This is a genomic window from Candidatus Tisiphia endosymbiont of Parasteatoda lunata (genome assembly GCF_964030955.1).
Lineage (GTDB): Bacteria > Pseudomonadota > Alphaproteobacteria > Rickettsiales > Rickettsiaceae > Tisiphia.
The window spans coordinates 2,132,688-2,155,344 of the sequence record NZ_OZ035003.1; the positions used below are offsets into that span (position 1 = coordinate 2,132,688).

Genomic DNA, 22,657 nt, shown 5'->3' on the forward strand with positions numbered 1-22,657 from the left:
ATAATATTGGCAAAAAACTTAAGGATTATCTGATTAATGCCGATAGAAAATATAACAAAGTTGCAAAGACAAGGATAACTTTTTGGTTACAAACTGACCGAAGAATTAAACCACAATAATAAATTATATAAATTAAGATCATTAATAAATTGGTCTAGTTTAGAGGAATGGTTGTCAGCAAATGTTGATATTAAGAAATTTGGTAGGAATCGCAGATGTCACCGCCTGTTACTTGGGGTGACTATGCTGCAAGCGATGTATAACCTGTCAGATGCAGCGACTGAGGAAGAGTTAAGAGAGAACGTATATTGGCAGTATTTTTGTGGTTGGGAATATTTGCAGAAAGATGCTGAAATATCAGAAGCTAGTATCCGTCGGTTTCGTACTATATTAGGAGAAGATGGCTACAATGAGATATTAAAGGAGCTGATAAGAATCGGATGCAAAGCAGGTGTAGTAAAAAAAAAAGACTTAGCATCGATAATAGTTGATACTACTGTACAAATTAAGAATATTAAGTATCCCCATGATGTGTACTTGATGGATAAGGCAAGAATAGAGCTAGTAAAGCTATGTCATGCCTTAGGCATCAAGTTAAATGAAACATATGCCAAGCAATATAAAAGAGATATATTAAAATTATGGAAATATAAGGATAATAGTAAAGCCAAGAAGCGTAAGAAAATAATGAGGCATTTAAAAGTATTACTGGGTCGTTTAGTTAGGATATGTCAGCGAGAAATAGCTAAAGCAAAGTTAAGTTTATCGGCAAGACAACAAGAAATACTGAATAAGATAAAAAAGATACAAGTACAATCTATATTGAGTAAAGCAGAAAAAGAACAATATAAAGAAGAGAAGAGAATAAAATATTATATAGTTTTCATGCACCGGAGGTAGAGTGCATTGGTAAAGGGAAATTAAACAAGCCATACGAGTTTGGTAATAAGGTTTCGATAGCAGTAAGTGGTCGGGGTAACTTTGTATTAGGGACAAAATCTTTTCATGGCAATCCATATGATGGGCATACATTATCGGAGACTGTAGAGATTGTAAAAGAATTAACAGGAGTTGAAGTAGCAAGAACCTTTGTTGACTCAGGTTACAAGGGGAATAATTTTAAGGAGAAGGGCAAAGTGTATAGCCCATATTGCAAGAAGAAACTATCGTCAGATGATAAGGCAATGCTCAAGAGACGGAGTGCCATAGAACCGATAATAGGGCATCTTAAAAGTTATGGTAGAGTTGGCAGAAACTACCTGAAAGGGGTAATAGGAGATGTCATTAATCCGTTAATTTCCGCTGTAGGATTGAACTTACGGTGTATTGCGAATCATTTACTCAAAACAAATTTTTCTACATAGAAATTAGTCAGTAAAAAAATAATCAAATAATTACAAAATCGTTAATAAATCATCATGCAAAAATTCTCTAAAAATCATCTTTTTGTACCAAAAATTTAAATCAAAAAAATTAAACTCTCAAATTTTATACAAGAATTTTTGGCTAAGGTATTAAATTTTGAATTTTTCTTAATTTTTAGCACTTTTGACGGGGAGACTAGACAGTCCTACCGAGTGTGTCCATAGTACCCTACCAGTTGGTACATCAAGAATAGCTAGTCCGTCCGCCAAAAATATTTAAAGCCCCCCATAATCTATGATTGAATAAAATTTTTACAAAAAAAATTCTAATATTTGCACTAAAATTAAAAATTGTTTTCAATTTTATTGAAAAATTTCTGTTTTAGTAAAATTTTTACATGAGCTTATTGTTAACGATTTTTTTGAGTCAATCATTTAATTTGTGTAAGTTCATTTTTTATTTTCCAATAAATCATATTTAAAATCTCCACAAAGTATTTCAAATTGATTTAAAGCTAAAGAGCAATCTTTAATAGGCATGGTCCATTTTTTGGCTGCATTTTGTAGGGATAAAAATATTATTTTTTGAATTGACTTATCATCTGGAAACACCCCCTTATTTTTGATAATTTTTCTAATTTGACGATTTACAGATTCTATAGTGTTAGTAGTATAAATTACCTTTCTGATCTCTTCAGGAAAGGCAAAAAACGGTATTATCCCAGACCAATTACGTTGCCAAATATCAGAAATTACCGGATATTTTTTATCCCATTTTACACCAAATTGCTGAAGTTTTAAACGTGCCATTTCGTCATTATTAGCTGTATAAATTTGTTTTAGATCTGATGTGACCTCTTTTAAATCTTTATATGACACATACTTTACTGAATTGCGAACCATATGTACAATACATAATTGTACTATAGTACTCGGGAATACACTGCTTATAGCTTCTGGAAAGCCCTTTAAACCATCCACACAAGCAACATAAATTTGTTCAATTCCTCGATTCTTTAACTCAGTAACTACTTGCATCCAAAATTTAGCACCTTCATTTTTGCCTATCCAAATGCCAAGTAACTCCTTTTTCCCTTCTATATTTACAGCAAGTGCTAAATATACTGCTTTATTTATTATTATGTGATTGTCTCTAGATTTTACATAGATACAGTCCAAGTATAATATTGGATACACCCTATCTAAACAACGATTTTGCCACCTAGTTACTTCTTCTATCACCCCATCTGTTATGGTGGATATCAAGTCACCAGATACATCAGTTTGATATATTTCTTCTAAATGCCCTCGGATCTCGCTGACTGTCATACCGCGACCATAAAGGGATATCACTTTCTCATCAAATCCATTAAATCTCCTCAGCCCTTTTGGTATTAATTGAGGATTATACTCTCCTTCCCGATCTCTTGGTACTTCTACTGTCAGCTTACGACCATCCCCATCAATTACTGTCTTCTCATAGCTACCATTACGACGATTATTATCTACTTTTGGCATCTTGCTATGTTTTGAATATCCTAATTCATGATCCAACTCACTTGCTAATATTTTCTCAACTATTTGCTTCTTTAGCTGTTGAAATAAACCATCTCGACCAAATAACTCCGATGGATCTGCTTTTGATAATAATTCTTCTACTAGCTGATTACTGATGTCTAATGTATCTTTATCTGTATCTAATTTTTTAGCCATAATTCCTCCTTGCTTGCTTAAGTTACTTTTTTTACAGTAATCTCTTACTGCTTTCTTTGCAACTTACACAAACTATAGGACAGACTCAAATCAAATTTTGTTGAAGGTTTATTTTTCTTTAATGAGTAAGCAACAAGAGTAGATAATATATGGACAAAGGCATTTATTGGTGATCTATGTCTAGTATGTTCAAGGTTCATTTTATTTTTTAGATAATCAAAAACTGTTTCAATTAAGTTACGCTTTCGAAGTAAGATTTTTTCTTTCAAATCCATTAATTTATTTTCCATATTCTTCTTAATTCCATGAATCATTTTTAAGCCTCTTTCATATAAATTTAAGAACAAATTTTGCTTAATATAATCTTTATCAGCTGCTATAATTCCAGTTAATCTTTTTGTTAACTCCGGTACTGGAACCCTATCATCTACATTGCCTTTGGTCACTTTTAATGCCATAAACTCCCCTTTATTATTGATTATTACATGTAATTTAAAACCATAAAAATACCCCATAGAGGATTTACTATGTTTGGCTAATCCTTTAAAAACTTTATTGCTATAACGCCTTTTATTGTGACAAGCTTTAATCGTTGTAGAGTCAATAAAGTTAACCACTCTGCACTGCAAGTGCAGAGCTTAATATTACGGCATGAATGCCTCATGTATGTACTAACTTAAAAGTTAGAAACTATTTGTGTATGGCTCATTTAGAAAGTGTCACAACACAAAAAGAATATATCTGTGAAGTGTAAGATTTTGTTAAAAAATATCTTATCTTTTCTTGATAAGATATTTAAAATTTATGTTGAAACGACGCACTGCAAGTGCGGGGTTTTTCTCCCAAAGTGGGACAATAAATACCTGTTTCCTCACCAAACAACAAATGAATCAACATATTTAGCGGTATGAATAATCGTGCCATTAATTCAACAAATCTATTATAACTCAAGGCATTGGGAAAATCATCCTTATGCATGCACTCTATATAACTTTTATAGAAAAATTTAAAATTCTTAGCATAGGATGTATGAAACATAATTATTATTGTTAACATTTCACTTAGACTCATGCTACAACAGCGATTTCTTTCTTATTTGATGGTAATAACTTTCTCTGTTCATACTCCAAATAAATTTTACAAAAATCATCTATAAAACTATATAATTCTGTGATATCTTTTCTCATGCCTGTAGTTTGTTTTTTTGTTTAAAAATATAAATACTGCAGGCACTCCTTTTTGACAATCCTTTTATCTATTACTATTTCATCTATATCTTATCCCGAACTGACGTGTATTGTTCAAGGCATGACATCTATGGGGGAGATAGTAGGGGCAGGACTTTATTTAACCGAAACAACTAAGCCACCAATCCAGTATGTAAGTGTGACATTGGTAGGGCTATCTGCTACCTTAGGAAGTATGGGTGCTTTAGGAATTGCCTCACTTGTTACTTCCTATGGTTTTAACTGGCGTCTAGCATTTTGGATAGGTGCAATACTGGCATTGATTGGTTTTGCTGCTAAAACAACATTGCGGGAAACACCTGAATTTGCTAATGCAAAACTTATACTAAAAAAGAAATATGAGAAAGCTAATATTGATATAAAAGCATTATATAATGATCCAGTCGTTAATAAAAAAACAATAATAGCGTTCCTTTTATTAGAGTGTTCTACACCGGTATGTTTTTATTTTATCTATCTGCATTGTGGTACTATTCTCAAGACTGATTTTGGTTATACATCAACTGAGGTTATTCATCATAATTTTATTGTCTCTGTATTAGAGTTCTTAATCTTATCAATATTATCTTATGTAAGTTACAGAGTATATCCATTATTAACCGCAAAAATTATACTTATTATATATTCTATTGTTATTTTATTTAAGTACTGTCATACCTCTGCTGCTCCAATTTTTTATAAAAGCTTTCCTGTATTTAAACGTTTTACCTGTGTTAGCGTGATATTTTCTGTATCTCGTGCTTTGATGTACGTTATTACTTCTTTTGGTTTCATTTATATTATTGACTATTTTGGCAATTGGGGGATATTGATTATTATGATTCCTACAATTATAGCTTTTGCCTACGGGCTATTGCATTTTGAGAAGTTAGAAAAAGACTCTAGAAGTTACCCACAAAAGAGAACTAATAGTGTAACCTCAATTTAATGTAAGACATCGGTTTAAAATCATAGTTGATGACATCCGAAAGTGCAGGGATAACATCGGGAGTATTAATTAAACTTGTAAAAATTGTGACTAAAACACCACGTAAACCTTGCTTATCCAGCAATTATCTAATTAGATTACGATCGCCCTATATTAATCCTTGAACTGTAAAAATGTACAGTATAGAATCATTCACATGTCTAAAACAATTCGTTAACGAGGTAAAATATGAATATTTGTAGGTCCTATTCTGAACAGTTTGATAGTAGTTTTGTGTGGCGTTTGCTGTTTATTCTTTGTAGCATTGCTCTAATTACTACAGCATCGGATGCTTTTGCTACTACTGCTGATCCAGTAGGTGATGTATTGTGTAAGATGATCAAAATATTTCGTGGTAATACAGCTCGTGGTATAGCAATTATTGGTATAGTTGTTCTAGGGATTCAAACTCTCAGAGGACAATTAAAATGGGAAGTTGCATTGGTTATTGTGACTGGTGTTATAATATTGTTTAAGGCTCCCGAAATTATAAACATGGTAGCTGGTAGTGCTGCTAGTCAAGCATGTACGGGAACTTAAGTCGTCTCTTAATTTCATCTATCTAATTAGATTACGATTATCCTATATTAATTCTTGAACTGTAAGAATGTACAGTATAGAATCATCCACATGTCTAAAACAATTCGTTAACGAGGTAAAATATGAATATTTGTAGGTCCTATTCTGAACAGTTTGATAGTAGTTTTGTGTGGCGTTTGCTGTTTATTCTTTGTAGCATTGCTCTAATTACTACAGCATCGGATGCTTTTGCTACTACTGCTGATGATCCAGTAGGTGATGTATTGTGTAATATGATCAAAATATTTCGTGGTAATACAGCTCGTGGTATAGCAATTATTGGTATAGTTGTTCTAGGGATTCAAACTCTCAGAGGACAATTAAAATGGGAAGTTGCATTGGTTATTGTGACTGGTGTTATAATATTGTTTAAGGCTCCCGAAATTATAGACATGATAGCTGGTAGTGCTAACGGTACTGGTGCATGTCAAGGAACTACTTAAGTAGTCTTTCATCTTAAATGCGGAGATCTAAAAAATAGCCTAAAAAGTTATGATATACAGATCTCTGCTTTCTTTTTGTTAGTTAATTTTGCAAAATTGGAAAATTTAGATTAGTGAGTAACATATAATGTGGTATAATTTCGACGTAATATAAAACTACAATATATCATGATAAAACTTACTATAGATGGTACTGAAGTCGAAGTAGAGGAAGGCACAACCGTATTTCGTGCCTGCAGCAAGCTTGGTATAGAAATCCCACATTTTTGTTTTCATGAACGTTTGAAGATTGCCGGTAACTGCCGTATGTGCTTGGTGGAGATGGAAAAATCTCCCAAGCCCATTGCTTCTTGTGCTATGCCTGCCACTTCAGGTATGGTTATCCACACTAATACCATAGGTGTTAAAAAGGCTCGTGAAGGAGTGATGGAATTTCTATTGATTAATCACCCCCTAGATTGTCCTATTTGTGATCAAGGAGGCGAATGCGATCTACAAGATCAAGCCTTTAAATATGGTGGAGCACGTTCTAGATTTTCGGAAAATAAAAGGACAGTCACAGATAAATATATGGGGCCTCTGATTAAGACCCAGATGACTAGATGTATACAATGTACAAGATGTATAAGGTTTGCCACTGATATTGCTGGAATTGAAGAAATAGGAGCTCTCTACAGAGGAGAACATATGGAAGTTACCTCGTATCTTGAACGTAGTCTTGCATCAGAGTTATCAGGTAATATTATAGATGTTTGTCCAGTTGGTGCATTAAATTCAAAGCCTTACTCTTTTAAAGCTCGTAGTTGGGAACTAAAGAAAACTGAGTCAATAGATTTATTGGATGCCCAAGGTTGTAATATACGGGTTGATAGTAGGGGGGATGAAGTAATGAGGATATTACCAAGGGTTAATGATCATATTAATGATGAATGGATATCAGATAAAGCAAGATTTGCTTATGATGGTTTGAAATATCAAAGGTTAGATTCTCCGTATATAAGACAAAATGGTAAATTAGTTGAAGCTTCTTGGAGTGATGCTATTGCACTAGTAGCACAAAAATTAAAGTCTCTTGCCGGTAATCAAATGGCGGCAATAGCTGGAACACTGACCTGTACCGAATCAATGTTTTTGTTAAAAACATTGTTACAGAAGCTAGGATGTAATAATTTTGATAGCAACCAGTTTAATTATAAAATAGACCAATCTAGTAGGGGGAACTATCTATTTAACACAACAATTTCTAGACTTAAAGAAGCTGATCTAGCTTTGTTAATTGGTACAAATATTAGACAAATAGCACCAGTCCTTAATGCACGTATTGGCGTGTTGCAAAGAGAAGGGAAGCTAACAGTAGCCCGAATTGGCAATATTACTAACCAAACTTATTATATAAATGAATTAGGGGCTAGCCCTGACATAATTAAGGCAATAATATCAGAAGAACATCAGTTTGCTAAGGAATTAGAACATGCAAAAAATCCAGTTATAATTATTGGTGATGGTGTATATTCTCGGGATGATGGTTATGCTATTTTAGCACTCATTCATCAGATGGTAGATAAATATAAGATAGTTAGAGATGATTGGAATGGTTTTAATATACTGCATAATCATGCGTCAATGGTCGGTAGTTTAGACATAGGCTTTAGTCCTAAAAATGGCGGTAATGGTGTTTCTGAAATTTTACAGAAGGCAGAAAAGGGTGAAATTAAGTTTGTATATTTACTAGGTAGCGATGAAATTGATATGAGCAAAATCAGATCGTCTTTTGTAGTGTATCAAGGACATCACGGTGATAATGGAGCAAATGCAGCAGATGTAATCTTTCCTGCTAGTAGCTATACAGAAAAAGATGCTATTTACGTAAATTTTGAAGGAAGACCACAATATGCCAGGGCAGCAACTAGTCCAGTAGGACAAGCGAAAGAAGATTGGGTTATTATAAATAATCTTGCCAATAATTTAGGGCTAAATCTTGGCATGAATAATTTAGATGAAATAAGAACTAGGTTGGCTGCAGAATTCCCGGTATTTGCCAATATTTCTGAGATAATGAGCTGTGATTTTATACAATTTACCTCCCTCGATAATTTACTTAAATCCGATATAGTGACTAAACCTATAAATTACTATATGACAGACTCGATTAGTAGAGCATCTGTTACTATGGCAAAATGTGTGGAGTCAAAGCAAGAAAGGGAAAAAGTTGCATGATATCGTTCTTTCAACAATATCTATTGCCATTAATTATTGTAGCTTTGAAAATTTTATCTATCACTATTCCTCTTTTGCTGTGCGTAGCTTACCTTACATATGCTGAGCGAAGAGTAATAGGTCTAATGCAACTAAGAAAGGGGCCAAACGTGGTTGGACCTTTTGGCTTGTTGCAACCAATTGCTGATGCGGTTAAACTATTATTTAAAGAAACAATTATACCAAATCAGGCTGATAAAATATTATTCACCTTAGCACCTATGGTTACTTTTGTGCTTAGTTTAATTGGTTGGGCAGTGATACCTTTTGATAAAAAACTGGTATTAGCTGACATCAATGTGGGTGTTTTATATATTATGGCAATCTCATCATTAGGGGTTTATGGTATAATCATAGCTGGTTGGGCAAGTAATTCGAAATATGCTTTCCTTGGAGCTATTCGTTCGTCAGCTCAGATGATTTCATACGAAGTATCTATAGGGTTGGTGATTGTTACTGTACTTTTAACAACAGGTACTCTTAATCTTTCAGAAATCATAGAAAGACAAAGATTATTTCCTTGGTGGGTTGATTTGATGTTGTTACCTATGGCAGTAATATTCTTCATATCAGTACTTGTAGAAACGAACAGATTGCCTTTTGATTTATCAGAAGCTGAGTCTGAGCTAGTTGCTGGTTATAATGTTGAATATTCTTCTATGGGTTTTGCCTTATTTTTTCTTGGCGAATATGCTAATATGATTTTAGCCAGTGGTATGACCACAACATTTTTCTTAGGTGGCTATTTGCCGCCTTTTGGTATTAAGTTCCTAAATTTTGTGCCGGGTTTTATTTGGTTTGTAGTAAAAGTTGGGTTTTTATTATTTTGTTTCTTGTGGATAAGAGCAACATTGCCTAGATATCGTTACGACCAATTAATGCGTTTAGGTTGGAAAGTATTTTTACCTTTTACCTTATTTTGGGTGGTGTTAGTATCAAGCGTTCTAATGTTTACCGATAATTTACCAAACCATACTATTCTGCCATAGTACCCTACATTTTTTATATAACCACTATTAAAATGGCTGCTGATCGTTTATTAGCGAGGAGTTGCGAAAAAGCGGCGACGCGGCAATCTAGAATACGCGAAGTGTTACTCTAAAAAAACAGCTTCGCTGTTTACCTGGATCGCCACGGCATCTAAAGAGCCTTGCTATGACGATTATAGAAAAATGTAAGATACTATGGATATTTAGACACGACGACCTTAATTCTTGAAGTTGACCGAGTATACCCTGATTTATTCAAGGTCTAGAGTACTAATCCCATGCTGAGTTTTATCCCATTTGAAGGGTATGAAAATAATCTCCCAAATCGCCTTATAACTTGCTATCGTATGTAGTAGAAAATACAGAGGCCACACAAACAAGGCAGCAATATCTAATACTCGAAAATTAGTTATTTTACCTTTTTTAGTCAGTAAAATAAAAAAAGCACTTCCGTAAAGGTATGAAAAAGCAAAAAAACTGTTAATTATCCATAAATAATTAATTATGGTGAATGTATTAATTTTAATAGTTAGTATTAGAAATGGTAAACAACAAAAACCATAAGAAGAAAAACCAATAAAAATGAAAATAGTAGTTATTTGATAAAATTTAAACCTTTTATATTTGTCTTTTTGGGCAAGAAATACCAAAAATGTTTGGATAAATCCTTTGATCCAGCGAGATCTTTGATTTATCCAACTTATAAGATTTATAAGTGATTCCTCTAAAGTATAAGAATCTATCATATGAACTTTATAACCAAAAGAATATAATCTAATTCCTAAATCAGCATCCTCAGTAACATTATAAGCATCCCAAAAACCTATTTTTTGTAAGGCGTCAACCTTAAAATGATTGCTAGTTCCTCCAAGAGTTACTGGTAAGTCCATCAAGCTTAAACCTTTCAGAAGATATTTAAACCATAAACAATATTCTATGCTAAAAAGTTTAGTGAGTAAATTTTCATTCTCATTATAGAAGTTAAGTTTAGCCTGCAAACAAACATATTTTTTTGGTAATTCATCAAAGGCTATTACTGCTTTAAGGAGTTGATCAGCATCAGGTCTATCTTCTGCATCATATATTACTACATACTTTCCTCTGCAATATTGCATGGCATAATTAAGGGCTTTAGGTTTAGTCCTAGGTAAACTAAAAGGTACTTTAAGCAAATATATATAAGAAGGTAATTCATATAGGATACTTTTCTTGATCATCAAATAATCATCTGCTTCAATAATAATTTTGATATCTAATGTATGTTTAGGATAATTAATATTAGAGATATAACTAATAATTGACTTTAGCTTGCTTGATTCTTTATATAATGGAAGTAAAATAGTGTAAATAGGTAGAGGATCATTTTTTAAAATGGAGATATCACTACTTTTAAACACTGTATTTTGTACAATTACAGCTTGGTTAAATAGCATAATTTTTAAAATATTTTACGTCAGTTCGGGATAAGATATAGATGAAATAGTAATAGATAAAAGGATTGTCAAAAAGGAGTGCCTGCAGTATTTATATTTTTAAACAAAAAAACAAACTACAGGCATGAAAAAAGATATCACAGAATTATATAGTTTTATAGATGATTTTTGTAAAATTTATTTGGAGTATGAACAGAGAAAGTTATTACCATCAAATAAGCAAAGAAATCGCTGTTGTAGCATGAGTCTAAGTGAAATGTTAACAATAATAATTATGTTTCATACATCCTATGCTAAGAATTTTAAATTTTTCTATAAAAGTTATATAGAGTGCATGCATAAGGATGATTTTCCCAAAGCCTTGAGTTATAATAGATTTGTTGAATTAATGGCACGATTATTCATACCGCTAAATATGTTGATTCATTTGTTGTTTGGTGAGGAAACAGGTATTTATTTTATTGACTCTACAACGATTAAAGCTTGTCACAATAAAAGGCGTTATAGCAATAAAGTTTTTAAAGGATTAGCCAAACATAGTAAATCCTCTATGGGGTATTTTTATGGTTTTAAATTACATGTAATAATCAATAATAAAGGGGAGTTTATGGCATTAAAAGTGACCAAAGGCAATGTAGATGATAGGGTTCCAGTACCGGAGTTAACAAAAAGATTAACTGGAATTATAGCAGCTGATAAAGGTTATATTAAGCAAAATTTGTTCTTAAATTTATATGAAAGAGGCTTAAAAATGATTCATGGAATTAAGAAGAATATGGAAAATAAATTAATGGATTTGAAAGAAAAAATCTTACTTCGAAAGCGTAACTTAATTGAAACAGTTTTTGATTATCTAAAAACTCAATAACAACCAGCTGAAGCTGGTGGGTTGATATCTAGACTGGAAGTCGCTATTACTCTAAAGAGATATTACTAATGCCTGTGCTATCTCTCTGATCCTAATTCTTATAAGTTACCCTGCAATACTTTTGTAGCGATATTTAGTGATCCAAACAACATGAAAGCGATGGTAAAATACAGTGTGGCTAGTCTTGTTATAATCTATCATATATGATATTTTAATATACATGAAGAGCTTGCTCTTATGTATATTAAAATATCATATATTCAAGTTATAGTGAATTGAAATATTAGAACAAGGACTGAAGTCTTTCCCAGCCGAAGCTGGGGGTTTTAACCAAAAAGGTGACTATAAAGTCTGTCCGGCAAAACTCTATAAGTCTTATAGATAATAGGGTTTAATGGCAGAAAATAATAAAGAAATCCATAAGAAAATGTTAAAATATGCTAATAAACCTTATGGATTTCAGTCAATATGCCAATAGAAAATATTATCAAATCACAAAAACAAGGAAAACTTTTTGGTTATAAATTAAAAGAAGAATTAAACTCAAATAATAAGCTATATAAATTAAGAGAATTAATAAATTGGTCTGGTCTAGAAGAATGGTTATCAAAAAATGTTTCTATTAAGAGATTTGGTAGAAATAGAAAATGTCATAGAGTGATGCTTGGTGTAACGATGCTACAAGCAATGTATAATTTTTCAGATTCATTAGCAGAGGAAGAACTAAAAGAAAACATGTATTGGCAATATTTCTGTGGGTGGGAATATATAGAAACAGATATAGCGATGTCGGAAACTAGCATAAGAAGATTTCGTAATTTATTAGGTGAATCTGGATATAACGAGATATTAGCAGAGTTGATAAGAGTTGGAATAAGAACTAACACAATTAAAAAAAAAGATTTGGAATTGATAATTGCTGATACAACGGTACAAATTAAGAATATCAAGCACCCACATGATGTTTATTTAATGGATAAAGCTAGGCTTAGTATTGTGAAGCTTTGCCAAAGTTTGGGTATAAGTTTAAACGAAACCTACGCTAGAACCTATAAGCGAGATATAATAAAGCTCTGGAAGTATAAAGAGCATAGCAAAGCCAAGAAGCGTTGGAAAATAATGAAGCATTTAAAAACGTTACTTGGTCGTTTGGTTAGAATATGTGAGCGTGAGATAAAAAATCAGAAATTAAACTTATCTATCAGAGATCAAGAAGTATTGAAAAAAGTAAAACAAATACATAGCCAATCTGTTTTAAAAAGAGAAGAGAAAAAGCAATACAAAGAACAGAATAAAATATTGTATAGTTTTCATGCCCCTGAGGTAGAGTGTATAGGGAAGGGAAAACGAAACAAGCCATATGAGTTTGGCAATAAAGTTGCGGTAGTAGTCAGTGGTCGTAGAAATTTTGTACTGTCAGCAAAATCGTTTCATAATAATCCTTATGATGGTCATACATTGCAGCAGAGTTTTGAAGCGGTAGAAAATGTAACTGGAATAAAGATAAAAAAATCGTTTGTTGATCTTGGTTATACTGGCAGCAATGTTAAAGAGAAGAGTAAGGTATATACCCCAAAAACTCGGAAAAAGTTATTGAAAGAAGACAAGTGTATGATCAGGAGACGCAGTGCTATAGAACCAATAATAGGGCATTTGAAACAATATGGCAGGATGGGCAGAAACTTCTTGAAGGGTGTGATAGGAGATGTGATCAATCCAATAATCTCTGCTATAGGTTTGAATTTACGATGTATTGCCAATCATTTACACATCATGCCTAACTCTACATAAAAAAATTATCATTAAAAAACTTGCTAAACGATTAAAAAAAATGGAGCTGTACATGATGTTATACCTGGTATAGGGATGGTCAACTTACTGCATTACAATGCTAAAACTGATCAATCTACCCCTGTAGATTATAGAATATATGATAAAGAAACTGATGGAAAAACAAAGAATGAGCATTTTTGTGATATGCTTACTTTAGCTAAGGAAAGAGGGATCAATCCTGATGCAGTAGTAATGGATGCGTGGTATAGCGGTTTGGAGAATTTGAAACATATACGTAATTTAGGTTGGACATGGGTTAGTAACCTAAGAAAAAATAGAAAAGTTAATCATAATGTTAGCTTAGAAAGTTTAGAGATTCCTGATGAGGGACTAAAAATTCACCTACGTGGATACGGTTGGGTTACGGTATTTAAGTTTGTGGCAAAAAATGGTCGCATTGATTACATAACAACTAACTTAGAAAATCCAACACGTGAACAAATAGAGAAAATTGTTAAGGCACGGTGGTCTATAGAAGTTTATCATCGAGAATTAAAACAAACTTGTGGTATTGAACGCTGTCAGGCACGCACGGGTCGAGCTCAGAGAAATCATATTTGCCTTGCCGTATTTGCTTGGCTCGATATGAACAAAAGGAGGATAAATGAAAAAATTACTTTATATCAACAAACTTGGGAAGTTATAAAAACATCAATTCAGAACAACATTAGATGCCTTTTAGCTGATTCGCAATTTTGCTAACTGCGAAACTCCTGGTGGTGATAGCTGTCCTCACTGTTGTAATGGCAAACTATATAATAGTGAAGCTAGAAAATTGCTACAATTTACAGGTAATGCTCCAATTACAGTCAACAGATATGTAAAGAAAACGCTACGTTGTAATGCTTGTGATTATATAGTTATGAACAATAAAAATATCAACAAATGGACAAATAGTAGCAGAAGTGCAATAGTGTTACAAAAGACCTATGGTACTCCTTTCTACCGTTTATCTAGGCTGCAAAGTTTCAGTGGTGTTCCTGTGGCATATAGCTCGCTCTGGCAACAATATTTAGATGTTTGGCAAGAAGGTGGTGGAGCTGAAATTTACGGGGTATTATTGGAAATGGCTGCCGAATGTAGTTCACTGAACCTTGATGATACTAGAGCTAGGATTTTAGAAATTACGTACTCAAAATAAGAAAGGACGCAGCTGTTATACTACTACAATATGTGCTAAGACTGCAAATAATGAGGTGATAGTTTTATATTTTACCGGTAATAGGCATGGTGGAGAAAATATAGGTAACGTACTAAAGAATCGTAAGAATAGAACAGATTCTATCCAATTAATGACTGACGCAAGTAACAATAATAACCCGGTATTATCAGAAGCAGATCAAGAATTACTGGCAATAATAGTGATGATCAATTGTTTGTCACATGGTCAGAGAAAATTTACAGAGAATGAACTATATTACCCTGAAGAATGCGGATATTTTCTCAAACAAACACGAGGGATTTACCACAATGAACATCAATGTAAAGAGATGAGTCCTGAAGAAAAACTTGGGTATCATCAGGAACATAGCAGTAAATATATAGAAAACATATATAACAAAATAGACGAATTATTTAACGACAAGAAAGTTGAGCCTAATAGTAGGCTTGGACAAGCTATGAAATATTGGATAAATAATAAAGAAGGTTTGACCCAATTTTTAAAAATCCCAGTTAGCAATCTTGATAATAATTGGGCTGAGAGATCACTGCGTACCATTATTTTACAAAGGAAGAATTCATTATTCTTTAAAACAATCAATAGTGCTGAGATACATAGTGGTCTGTATAGTATAGTAAAGACTTGTAGTGAGAACGAGATCAATGCCTTTAAATATTTAAATTGGCTACAAGAGCAGAGTAGCAAAGCAAAGAAGCGTCCTGCGAATTATACGCCTTTTGCCTATGCAAGATATATGAATAATACGGAATTAATCGAGACAGCAGCTTAAACGACAGGAAGCCAATCATTAGAGAATTTGGCAGAACTAGGATCACCATTATGAATAAGAATGTGTAAGGTTCTATAACAAATTTGATAAGATGAATTATCAGATGGGAAAAGTTTTGCGGTAAATTTACCTTTGGATAGGCGTTTAGAGCATAGCCAAAAGCCTTGACCGTCAAAGGACAAAATTTTAATGGCAGTTCTGTTTTTATTATAGAGTTAACCACTCTGCACTGCAAGTGCAGAGCTTAATATTACGGCATGAATGCCTCATGTATGTACTAACTTAAAAGTTAGAAACTATTTGTGTATGGCTCATTTAGAAAGTGTCACAACACAAAAAGAATATATCTGTGAAGTGTAAGATTTTGTTAAAAAATATCTGTATGATTCATTCTTATCTTTTCTTGATAAGATATTTAAAATTTATGTTGAAACGACGCACTGCAAGTGCGGGGTTTTTCTCCCAAAGTGGGACAATAAAAACAAGGAACCATTAAGAGGGTCAGAAGAAAGTTTTTGTCTACAAACAGCGATTAAGCCATCGATACCCTTGCGAAAATCGATGGCAATAGTGGCAACAAAAATAACTGACGCCGGGGTTAGTTGCAGCATAAAAATGTCTGAATTATGGTTTTTGGTTCTAGTGTTTGGATAATAAGTTTGGTACCATTTGGTTTAATAATGTGACAAGTATAGTGATTTTGTTTGGGGGCAGCTACAGGATCGGTATCTATAGAATTTAATAGTTGAAATGGGAGAAAATTAATATTTTGTTGTAGAGCTTGATTTGAAGTTGAGACAGGAGAAGTTTTGAGGGTAGGCTCATGGACTTTTTTAATTGAACTGATTGTTGCTTTATTAATATTAAGATGTTTAGCTATCTCTTGGTAAGAATAATGATGGAGTAATTGGTAAACTAATTCCTTTAGATGGTTTGGTATAGGATCAAACTTATTAGTTTTAGTTTGACGCCAGGCTTTAAATTGCTGAGCTACTTGCTCAATAGTAATTGATGGTATTTGCATAGTATGAAACCCAAATGTATAAAAAATTCATACTAGCAAAAACATTAGATAAAGTTATGCAGTTTTGCTGCAGGTATACGAATAAACGGGTTTTTCCAAATGATAATGCCGTTTTTAAGACCTTGTATTTGGCAATTGATTATATGACCAAGAAATGGGTTATGCCGATTCCAAACTGGAACGCAGCTATGGCTCACTTTTTGATAAAATTTGAAGGTAGAATTTAAGCCCTATGAAAAATTTACACACTTAATTAGAAAGGCTCGTTCTCCATTAAATATAGTCAAATAATCATACACCTGCATTCGCAACATTGGGGTAGTTATTGTTCTATACTACTATCATAAGCAAAAGTTAGTGTTACAGTTGTACCTATACCTATTTTACTTTGTAGATCAAATTTACCTCTCATTAGTTCAACCAACTTTCGAGTGAGTGGTAAACCAAGACCAGTCCCTTGATATTTTCTGCCAACGGCACTATCAATTTGACCAAATGTTGAGAGTACTTTTGGAATATCTTTCTCATCAATTCCTATACCAGTATCTATAACTTGTACATAAACTAGTCCTTGAGATTCATTTTTTTCAGCATGAATTGTTATAGAACCTAATGCGTTGGTGAATTTTATAGAATTAGATAAAAGGTTAAAAAATACTTGTTTAAGCCTTTTGGGATCTGCTTTTATAATAATATGATCTTTTGGTAGTTTTTCAATTAATGCTACATTCGCTTGGTCAGCTCTTGGTTTCATTATCCTTATAGTAGAAGTAATTAATTTATTTAGGTCTAACTCTACAAAATCAACTAATAGCTTGTCAGCAGATGCTTTTGACAAGTCTAATATATCGGTTATTATACCTAGTAAATGCTTGCCTGCGTTATGAATATCTTTTACATAAACATCATGTTCCTTATTGTAAGGTGTAGACATCATAATTTCTGAAAAACCTATAATAGCATTTAGAGGGGTACGCAGCTCATGACTAACATTGGCAAAAAATTTAGTATGAGCAGAACTTTCATTTCTAACCTTAGTTACTGCTTCCTCTAATGCTTTATTAGCCTCAAATTGTCGGTCTATAATTTTTTGTGCATAATTTGTGTTGCTCATAACTATAACTAAAAATATTACCAAAATGATAATAAAAGTTAATAATACTTTTCTTTCAAGCTCTATAATACTTGCCCATAAACTAGTAATATTGGTATGTATCTCTAATACACCATCAACAGGATAGTTCAATGGATCACGGTTTATTATTGGGATATAACTTGTTATACAAGATGCTTTCTTTACCTCCCCTGATATATGTAACATGGCTCTAGGAATTAATAGATGAGTTGTTATCCCTTTAAAAGCTTTGTTAAAGGCTTGTTCTATACTCAATTCTTTTAAAAAATATCTATCAATTTTGGTAAGAATTTTTTGATACAGAGTATCTTCAGGAAAATTTATGTGACTTGTTACTTGAATTGCCGAACTAGTTATAATTTTATTACCTTGTAGATCATATAAAGAAATATAGGCATTAAGATTAACAAAAATATCAACTGAAGTAGTTGCAAACCTAATAAAATCTGTATCTTGTAATAAATTTATATAACCAAATTCATGTATCTTATCTACAGCAGTTCTATTCCTATCCCAAACATTTTTTGTATAAACATCAGCTATTTTAATATTTGTTTCTCCGACTTGCTTTAAAATCATTTCTTCAATAATGAAGTAACGATAGTAAATCATATTTACAATAATGTTTATAAATAAGCCAATGGATGACAGTCTAACAATATATTTATTTTGAATCATTAGGTTTGCACATATATTACTTACACATATAGACACAGGACAATATTAAAGTCATAACTAATAGCTGATATTTCCTTTGTAACCTTATCATTCCTAATCACACGAATTCGCATAGGCGTCAACTTAAGAGTCTAGCATGTCATTGCGAGGAGACCATAAGGTCGACGAAGCAATCTATATGACAAGTTTCATGGATTGCCCCACGCTCACGTACGTTCGCTCGCTAATAGACGGTTTAAGCCTTACAACAACGCTTCGCTAATAGACGATTTTTTAACTTTCAACAGTTATGCCCAATTACCCTACCCATTGTATACTATTCGTAAATGAAGAGTTGGTAGACGATAGTATAACTTCAAGAAGAGCTAGCAGTAGTAAAGTCGAGCAGCGTAGCGTACATGAGTAACGGAGCAGCTTCGATCTTTAGACACGACAACGCCAATTCTTGAAGTTCTACCTGAGTATACCCTTTATTTTTTCAATTCATTGCTACTTTTATTAGTCAAGATTAATCCCATAATTAAATCATAAGCTCTAGCAAATTGATAATCTTTTTTATAAAGATCAGATAATTGTTCTAGAGTATTTTTTGGTTTGGTATTTTTTGTAGTATCATCTGTTTTCTTAATAAGTTCTTTATTTTTATCTGTAGTATCTACTTTTTTATCATCATTTTTATTATTATCGTTTTTTAGATAATTCTTTAGAGAAGATTCAGAAAATCTCTTATCTATTGATTTTGTTTCGGGATACTTAACTTCTGCCATCTCAACCACTATGTCAGGTTCAATACCCTCTGCTTGAATTGAACGACCACTAGGAGTGTAATATTTAGCTGTTGTAAGCTTTATAGCAGCTCTAGGACTAATTGTAGCAAAGCTTTGCACGGACCCTTTACCAAAAGATTTTGTTCCAAGTATTACTGCTTTTTTATGATCTTGCAATGCACCAGCTACGATTTCTGCAGCTGAAGCAGATCCAACATTAATAAGAGCAACAATCGGGACAGATGGTGCTTTTTCTGCAAATTTATTGCTAGTCAATACCGAGTTACTATTTTTGCTTCTGCCTTTGGTAGTAACGATTACCCCAGAATCAATAAAATATTCGCTAACCGCAACAGCCTGATCTAACAAACCACCACCATTATTACGTAGGTCTAAGATAATACCTTTTAGACCATTTTTACTTTCATTTTTTAAAGTTTTTATAGATTTTTTTAATTCTGCAATAGTATGTTCATTAAAACTCCCTATCCTTACGTAAGCGATATTATTTCTTTCTAAATGGGCTTTTACTGGTGTAATTGTAACTATTTCTCTAGTAAGTTCAAGTTCCTTTGGCTTGCTTTCACCTTCCGTGATTACCAATAATTTTACCTTTGCCCCTGGTTCTCCACGCATCTCTCTGACCGCTTTATTAAATCCCAAATTTGATACCAACTCATCATTAACCCCCACAATATAGTCTCCAGCTTTTATACCTGCCTTATAAGCTGGTAAATCATCAATAGGGGAAATGACTTTGATAGCACCATTGTCATACTGCACTTCAACACCAATACCTCCAAATTCTCCTTTAGTGTGGTCAAGAAAATATTCTAGATCCTCATCAGTAATGTAGTTAGAATGAGGATCTAGCGAAGTTAACATGCCTTCTATAGCTGCATCAGTCATTTTTTGTTTTTCAGGATCTTGGACATAGTCTCTATTAACACGTTCAAAGATATCTTGGAATTGTTTTAAATAAGCTGAATTTGGTAATTCTTTCTTCTTTACTTCTTCAGCAAATGTTATATTAGAAAAAATGATAGAACTTGATAATAATATTGTAATTAAACGTAAGAACATAGTACTCCTGTAATTTATAAGTAGTTGGTAGATGACACAATTTTAAATATCTAGATTGTTTATAATAGTATCCATTTTAATTAAAGCCTGATCATAAATAAACTGGAAACGTTTTTCTGGTTTCTTGCCCATAAGATTGTCTACCATCTTAGCAATATTATCAAAATCATCTATAGTAACTTTTAAAAGTGACCTATTTTTTGGATTCATTGTTGTTTCTTTTAACTGAGCTGGCATCATTTCCCCCAGTCCCTTAAATCTACCAATGTCTATTTTAGCTTTACTATTTTTTAATAATCTAGCAGTTAAATCAGTCTTTTGTTGATCATTTATTGCATAGTAAGTTTTATTAGACTGTGTTAGTCGATAAAGTGGTGGTTTTGCAATATATAAATGACCCGATGATACTAGCTTTGGCATACGAAGGTAAAAAAACGTCATTAACAGTGAGGCGATGTGAGCTCCGTCAACATCAGCATCTGTCATAATTATTATTTTCTCATAACGTAAATTTTCTTCTCGGTAATTTTTAAGGCTACCGCATGCTAGTGCCACTTCTAGATCTTGAATTTCTTGATTATTAGTAATCTTTTCTAGAGTCGCATTGGCAACATTTAGGATTTTGCCCCGAAGAGGCAAAATAGCTTGTGTTTCTCGATCTCTTGCCTGCTTAGCTGATCCTCCAGCTGAATCTCCCTCAACCAAAAATAGCTCCGTCCCATTAGAAGACGTTCTTGTACAATCGGCTAATTTACCTGGTAGTCGCAATTTCTGTGTAGCAGTTTTACGTAAGGTATTTTTTTCATTACGCTTATTTATTCGGAATTCAGCAATATTGACTATATGCTTAACTAATTGGTTTGCGGCTACTTTATTACTACTCAACCAATGATCGAAATGGTCCTTAATAATGTTTTCTACTATTTTATTAACCCCTAGTGAAACCAATTTTTCTTTTGTTTGTCCTTGAAATATTGGATCTTGGATAAAGATAGAGAGAACAATAGAAGAAGTTTCAAGAATATCTTCAATAGTAAGTAGAGTTGTTTTTTTATTACCTATCATCTCGCCGTATATTTTTAAGCCGCGAAGTAATGCATTACGCAAACCTTGTTCATGAGTTCCACCAAGGGGGGTGGGAATAGTGTTACAATATGATTGTATGAAGGGTTGGTATTCATTTTTATTCCAAGCAATTGCCCATTCCACTTTTACCTGATCTTGGTCCCAGTCAATATTACCACAAAAAATCTCTCCACTAACTAAATCGTCATGATTTATTTTTGATATTAAATAATCCTTCAAACCATCTGGAAAATGGATCAGGGCTGTTGTCGGTACATCACTTTTAGTCTCAATCTCACATTGCCACTCTATCATTACTCCCCTGTACAAATAGGCTTTTGATTTAGCTAATTCGTATATTTTTTTAGGAGAAAAACACGATTTTTCACCAAAAATTTCTAGGTCAGGATGAAAGTGTATAGATGTTCCCTTTAATTTTTTTGCAACATCTTCGCTTTCTAAATCATTCAATTTATGCCCTTTAGAATAAGATTGCTTAAATAATTTACCCTGCTTGTACACTTTAACTTCTAAATAGTCAGATAAAGCATTAACAACAGAAATACCAACTCCGTGTAATCCACCTGCTGTTTGGTATACATTATTCGCAAATTTACCTCCCGAGTGGAGCTGAGTTAGAATCACCTCCAAAGCAGATTTTTCAGGAAATTTGGGGTGATTATCGACAGGAATTCCTCTACCATTATCAGAAATAGTGATACTGTTATTCACATGCATTTTTATGGTTATAATGTTAGCAAAACCAGCAACAGCTTCATCCATAGCATTATCCAGTACTTCCGAAACAAGATGATGCATAGCATTTTCGTCTGTTCCGCCAATATACATACCAGGACGCTTGCGTACAGGTTCAAGCCCTTCTAATACTTCAATATCTTTTGCAGTATATGAATTATTAATTTTAGGCTTTTTATCATTAAAACTAAATAGATCAGACATATTATGGCATTAACTTACAAGTTTTTGGGTAAAATTTGTGCAAAAGGTGAAAGCCACTACTATAGAGCCTTTTGCACTATTTTGAAAGATAGAGAAAAGCAAGCAAACATACAGCAACTGCCTGAAATATAACCCGTAGTGACATTAATTTTGAGCTAAATTTTTTATCAAATTTCCCACCAATAGCCATAGAAACAATCCCTATCACTAAGACTAATGTAGTCAAGCTTAAAGCAATTAACGTATATATCATTAAAATTCCTCGAAAGAGTTATTATAACCTATTCATAAATAATATAAA

Annotated in this window: 24 protein-coding genes and 1 pseudogene; 15 read left to right on the forward strand and 10 right to left on the reverse strand. The window is 32.8% G+C overall.

The features are described 5' to 3' along the window. Positions 1–171 precede the first annotated feature (171 nt). Both AAHN00_RS13290 and AAHN00_RS13295 read left to right on the forward strand, forming a co-directional pair. Complete coding sequence (locus tag AAHN00_RS13290; protein ID WP_342271545.1) at positions 172–900, forward strand: transposase; 729 nt, start codon at positions 172–174, stop codon at positions 898–900. A 5-nt stretch (positions 901–905) separates the two neighbouring features. After that, positions 906–1,364 (forward strand): transposase, encoded by a 459-nt coding sequence (locus tag AAHN00_RS13295; protein ID WP_342272659.1) that lies wholly within the window; start codon positions 906–908, stop codon positions 1,362–1,364. Between the two features lie 450 nt (positions 1,365–1,814). Here AAHN00_RS13295 and AAHN00_RS13300 read toward each other — a convergent pair whose 3' ends face one another. Together AAHN00_RS13300 and AAHN00_RS13305 are read right to left on the reverse strand one after the other, a co-directional pair. Then, positions 1,815–3,077: an IS256 family transposase gene (locus AAHN00_RS13300; protein WP_342271546.1), complete on the reverse strand. Its 1,263-nt coding sequence runs from the start codon at positions 3,075–3,077 to the stop codon at positions 1,815–1,817. Positions 3,078–3,121: 44 nt separating this feature from the next. Beyond that, positions 3,122–3,694 (reverse strand): IS982 family transposase, encoded by a 573-nt coding sequence (locus AAHN00_RS13305; RefSeq protein ID WP_342271547.1) that lies wholly within the window; start codon positions 3,692–3,694, stop codon positions 3,122–3,124. 99 nt (positions 3,695–3,793) lie between these two features. Here AAHN00_RS13305 and AAHN00_RS13310 point away from each other — a divergent pair, with 99 nt between their 5' ends. From AAHN00_RS13310 to nuoH, 6 genes are all read left to right on the forward strand, one after another. Next, the gene (locus AAHN00_RS13310) at positions 3,794–3,988 is read left to right on the forward strand and encodes a hypothetical protein (protein ID WP_342271548.1); all 195 of its coding nucleotides are present in this window, start codon (positions 3,794–3,796) and stop codon (positions 3,986–3,988) included. A 328-nt stretch (positions 3,989–4,316) separates the two neighbouring features. Beyond that, positions 4,317–5,252: a hypothetical protein gene (locus tag AAHN00_RS13315; RefSeq protein WP_342271549.1), complete on the forward strand. Its 936-nt coding sequence runs from the start codon at positions 4,317–4,319 to the stop codon at positions 5,250–5,252. A gap of 228 nt (positions 5,253–5,480) precedes the next feature. Next, on the forward strand, positions 5,481–5,831 hold the full coding sequence (locus tag AAHN00_RS13320) for a TrbC/VirB2 family protein (protein ID WP_342271550.1): 351 nt from the start codon (positions 5,481–5,483) through the stop codon (positions 5,829–5,831). A gap of 122 nt (positions 5,832–5,953) precedes the next feature. Beyond that, positions 5,954–6,313 (forward strand): TrbC/VirB2 family protein, encoded by a 360-nt coding sequence (locus tag AAHN00_RS13325; RefSeq protein WP_342271551.1) that lies wholly within the window; start codon positions 5,954–5,956, stop codon positions 6,311–6,313. A 168-nt stretch (positions 6,314–6,481) separates the two neighbouring features. Beyond that, positions 6,482–8,530, forward strand: coding sequence for an NADH-quinone oxidoreductase subunit NuoG (nuoG, locus tag AAHN00_RS13330; protein WP_342271552.1), 2,049 nt, complete (start codon positions 6,482–6,484; stop codon positions 8,528–8,530). Then, a complete protein-coding gene (nuoH, locus tag AAHN00_RS13335; protein WP_342271553.1) occupies positions 8,527–9,558 on the forward strand; it encodes an NADH-quinone oxidoreductase subunit NuoH in 1,032 nt (343 codons plus the stop codon). The genes nuoG and nuoH overlap by 4 nt, the downstream gene beginning before the upstream one ends. A 251-nt stretch (positions 9,559–9,809) precedes the next feature. Here the strand turns inward: nuoH and AAHN00_RS13340 are convergent, their stop codons facing one another. Further along, complete coding sequence (locus AAHN00_RS13340; protein WP_342271554.1) at positions 9,810–10,991, reverse strand: glycosyltransferase family 2 protein; 1,182 nt, start codon at positions 10,989–10,991, stop codon at positions 9,810–9,812. 124 nt (positions 10,992–11,115) lie between these two features. Here AAHN00_RS13340 and AAHN00_RS13345 point away from each other — a divergent pair, with 124 nt between their 5' ends. From AAHN00_RS13345 to AAHN00_RS13365, 5 genes are all read left to right on the forward strand, one after another. Next, positions 11,116–11,859, forward strand: a complete 744-nt coding sequence (locus AAHN00_RS13345; protein ID WP_342271555.1) for an IS982 family transposase — start codon at positions 11,116–11,118, stop codon at positions 11,857–11,859. A gap of 468 nt (positions 11,860–12,327) precedes the next feature. After that, on the forward strand, positions 12,328–13,650 hold the full coding sequence (locus tag AAHN00_RS13350; protein WP_342271031.1) for an IS5 family transposase: 1,323 nt from the start codon (positions 12,328–12,330) through the stop codon (positions 13,648–13,650). 75 nt (positions 13,651–13,725) lie between these two features. Beyond that, positions 13,726–14,394, forward strand: coding sequence for a transposase (locus AAHN00_RS13355; RefSeq protein ID WP_342271556.1), 669 nt, complete (start codon positions 13,726–13,728; stop codon positions 14,392–14,394). Positions 14,395–14,467: 73 nt separating this feature from the next. Continuing rightward, positions 14,468–14,833 carry a hypothetical protein gene (locus tag AAHN00_RS13360; RefSeq protein ID WP_342271557.1) on the forward strand — a complete coding sequence of 122 codons (366 nt, stop codon included), beginning with the start codon at positions 14,468–14,470 and terminating at the stop codon, positions 14,831–14,833. A gap of 28 nt (positions 14,834–14,861) precedes the next feature. After that, a complete protein-coding gene (locus tag AAHN00_RS13365) occupies positions 14,862–15,644 on the forward strand; it encodes an IS66 family transposase (RefSeq protein WP_342272557.1) in 783 nt (260 codons plus the stop codon). On the opposite strand, the pseudogene tnpB (AAHN00_RS13370) reads toward AAHN00_RS13365, so the two are convergent. Next, positions 15,641–15,844 (reverse strand): annotated as a pseudogene (tnpB, locus tag AAHN00_RS13370) (IS66 family insertion sequence element accessory protein TnpB); the annotation flags it as partial. The gene AAHN00_RS13365 and the pseudogene tnpB (AAHN00_RS13370) sit on opposite strands and share 4 nt — an antisense overlap. Before the next feature lie 122 nt (positions 15,845–15,966). On the opposite strand from tnpB (AAHN00_RS13370), the gene AAHN00_RS13375 reads away from it, so the two are divergent. After that, the gene (locus AAHN00_RS13375; RefSeq protein ID WP_342271558.1) at positions 15,967–16,140 is read left to right on the forward strand and encodes a hypothetical protein; all 174 of its coding nucleotides are present in this window, start codon (positions 15,967–15,969) and stop codon (positions 16,138–16,140) included. On the opposite strand, the gene tnpB (AAHN00_RS13380) is transcribed toward AAHN00_RS13375, so the two are convergent. Together tnpB (AAHN00_RS13380) and AAHN00_RS13385 are read right to left on the reverse strand one after the other, a co-directional pair. Then, on the reverse strand, positions 16,067–16,255 hold the full coding sequence (gene tnpB, locus AAHN00_RS13380; protein WP_342271559.1) for an IS66 family insertion sequence element accessory protein TnpB: 189 nt from the start codon (positions 16,253–16,255) through the stop codon (positions 16,067–16,069). The genes AAHN00_RS13375 and tnpB (AAHN00_RS13380) overlap by 74 nt on opposite strands. Further along, entirely contained in the window at positions 16,243–16,668 is a 426-nt protein-coding gene (locus tag AAHN00_RS13385; RefSeq protein ID WP_342271560.1) for a hypothetical protein, read from the reverse strand. Before AAHN00_RS13385 ends, tnpB (AAHN00_RS13380) begins: the two co-directional genes overlap by 13 nt. Before the next feature lie 14 nt (positions 16,669–16,682). On the opposite strand from AAHN00_RS13385, the gene AAHN00_RS13390 reads away from it, so the two are divergent. Continuing rightward, complete coding sequence (locus AAHN00_RS13390) at positions 16,683–16,895, forward strand: hypothetical protein (RefSeq protein WP_342271561.1); 213 nt, start codon at positions 16,683–16,685, stop codon at positions 16,893–16,895. Between the two features lie 95 nt (positions 16,896–16,990). On the opposite strand, the gene AAHN00_RS13395 is transcribed toward AAHN00_RS13390, so the two are convergent. The 4 genes from AAHN00_RS13395 to AAHN00_RS13410 form a co-directional block, all read right to left on the reverse strand. After that, positions 16,991–18,481, reverse strand: coding sequence for a HAMP domain-containing sensor histidine kinase (locus tag AAHN00_RS13395; protein ID WP_342271562.1), 1,491 nt, complete (start codon positions 18,479–18,481; stop codon positions 16,991–16,993). A gap of 470 nt (positions 18,482–18,951) precedes the next feature. Next, the gene (locus AAHN00_RS13400; protein ID WP_342259368.1) at positions 18,952–20,331 is read right to left on the reverse strand and encodes a S41 family peptidase; all 1,380 of its coding nucleotides are present in this window, start codon (positions 20,329–20,331) and stop codon (positions 18,952–18,954) included. 42 nt (positions 20,332–20,373) lie between these two features. Then, positions 20,374–22,356, reverse strand: a complete 1,983-nt coding sequence (gene parE / locus AAHN00_RS13405) for a DNA topoisomerase IV subunit B (RefSeq protein WP_342271563.1) — start codon at positions 22,354–22,356, stop codon at positions 20,374–20,376. Positions 22,357–22,432: 76 nt separating this feature from the next. Continuing rightward, on the reverse strand, positions 22,433–22,609 hold the full coding sequence (locus AAHN00_RS13410) for a twin transmembrane helix small protein (protein WP_341747906.1): 177 nt from the start codon (positions 22,607–22,609) through the stop codon (positions 22,433–22,435). Positions 22,610–22,657 lie beyond the last annotated feature (48 nt).

What these genes read in the sequence shown, in the direction of transcription:
- AAHN00_RS13300 (WP_342271546.1), bottom strand. Translation starts at nt 3,077, where the DNA reads ATGGCTAAAAAATTAGATACAGATAAAGATACATTAGACATCAGTAAT.
- AAHN00_RS13320 (WP_342271550.1), top strand. Translation starts at nt 5,481, where the DNA reads ATGAATATTTGTAGGTCCTATTCTGAACAGTTTGATAGTAGTTTTGTG.
- AAHN00_RS13325 (WP_342271551.1), top strand. Translation starts at nt 5,954, where the DNA reads ATGAATATTTGTAGGTCCTATTCTGAACAGTTTGATAGTAGTTTTGTG.
- nuoG (WP_342271552.1), top strand. Translation starts at nt 6,482, where the DNA reads ATGATAAAACTTACTATAGATGGTACTGAAGTCGAAGTAGAGGAAGGC.
- nuoH (WP_342271553.1), top strand. Translation starts at nt 8,527, where the DNA reads ATGATATCGTTCTTTCAACAATATCTATTGCCATTAATTATTGTAGCT.
- AAHN00_RS13340 (WP_342271554.1), bottom strand. Translation starts at nt 10,991, where the DNA reads ATGCTATTTAACCAAGCTGTAATTGTACAAAATACAGTGTTTAAAAGT.
- AAHN00_RS13345 (WP_342271555.1), top strand. Translation starts at nt 11,116, where the DNA reads ATGAAAAAAGATATCACAGAATTATATAGTTTTATAGATGATTTTTGT.
- AAHN00_RS13350 (WP_342271031.1), top strand. Translation starts at nt 12,328, where the DNA reads ATGCCAATAGAAAATATTATCAAATCACAAAAACAAGGAAAACTTTTT.
- AAHN00_RS13355 (WP_342271556.1), top strand. Translation starts at nt 13,726, where the DNA reads ATGGTCAACTTACTGCATTACAATGCTAAAACTGATCAATCTACCCCT.
- tnpB (WP_342271559.1), bottom strand. Translation starts at nt 16,255, where the DNA reads ATGCTGCAACTAACCCCGGCGTCAGTTATTTTTGTTGCCACTATTGCC.
- AAHN00_RS13385 (WP_342271560.1), bottom strand. Translation starts at nt 16,668, where the DNA reads ATGCAAATACCATCAATTACTATTGAGCAAGTAGCTCAGCAATTTAAA.
- AAHN00_RS13390 (WP_342271561.1), top strand. Translation starts at nt 16,683, where the DNA reads ATGTATAAAAAATTCATACTAGCAAAAACATTAGATAAAGTTATGCAG.
- AAHN00_RS13395 (WP_342271562.1), bottom strand. Translation starts at nt 18,481, where the DNA reads ATGATTCAAAATAAATATATTGTTAGACTGTCATCCATTGGCTTATTT.
- AAHN00_RS13400 (WP_342259368.1), bottom strand. Translation starts at nt 20,331, where the DNA reads ATGTTCTTACGTTTAATTACAATATTATTATCAAGTTCTATCATTTTT.
- parE (WP_342271563.1), bottom strand. Translation starts at nt 22,356, where the DNA reads ATGTCTGATCTATTTAGTTTTAATGATAAAAAGCCTAAAATTAATAAT.
- AAHN00_RS13410 (WP_341747906.1), bottom strand. Translation starts at nt 22,609, where the DNA reads ATGATATATACGTTAATTGCTTTAAGCTTGACTACATTAGTCTTAGTG.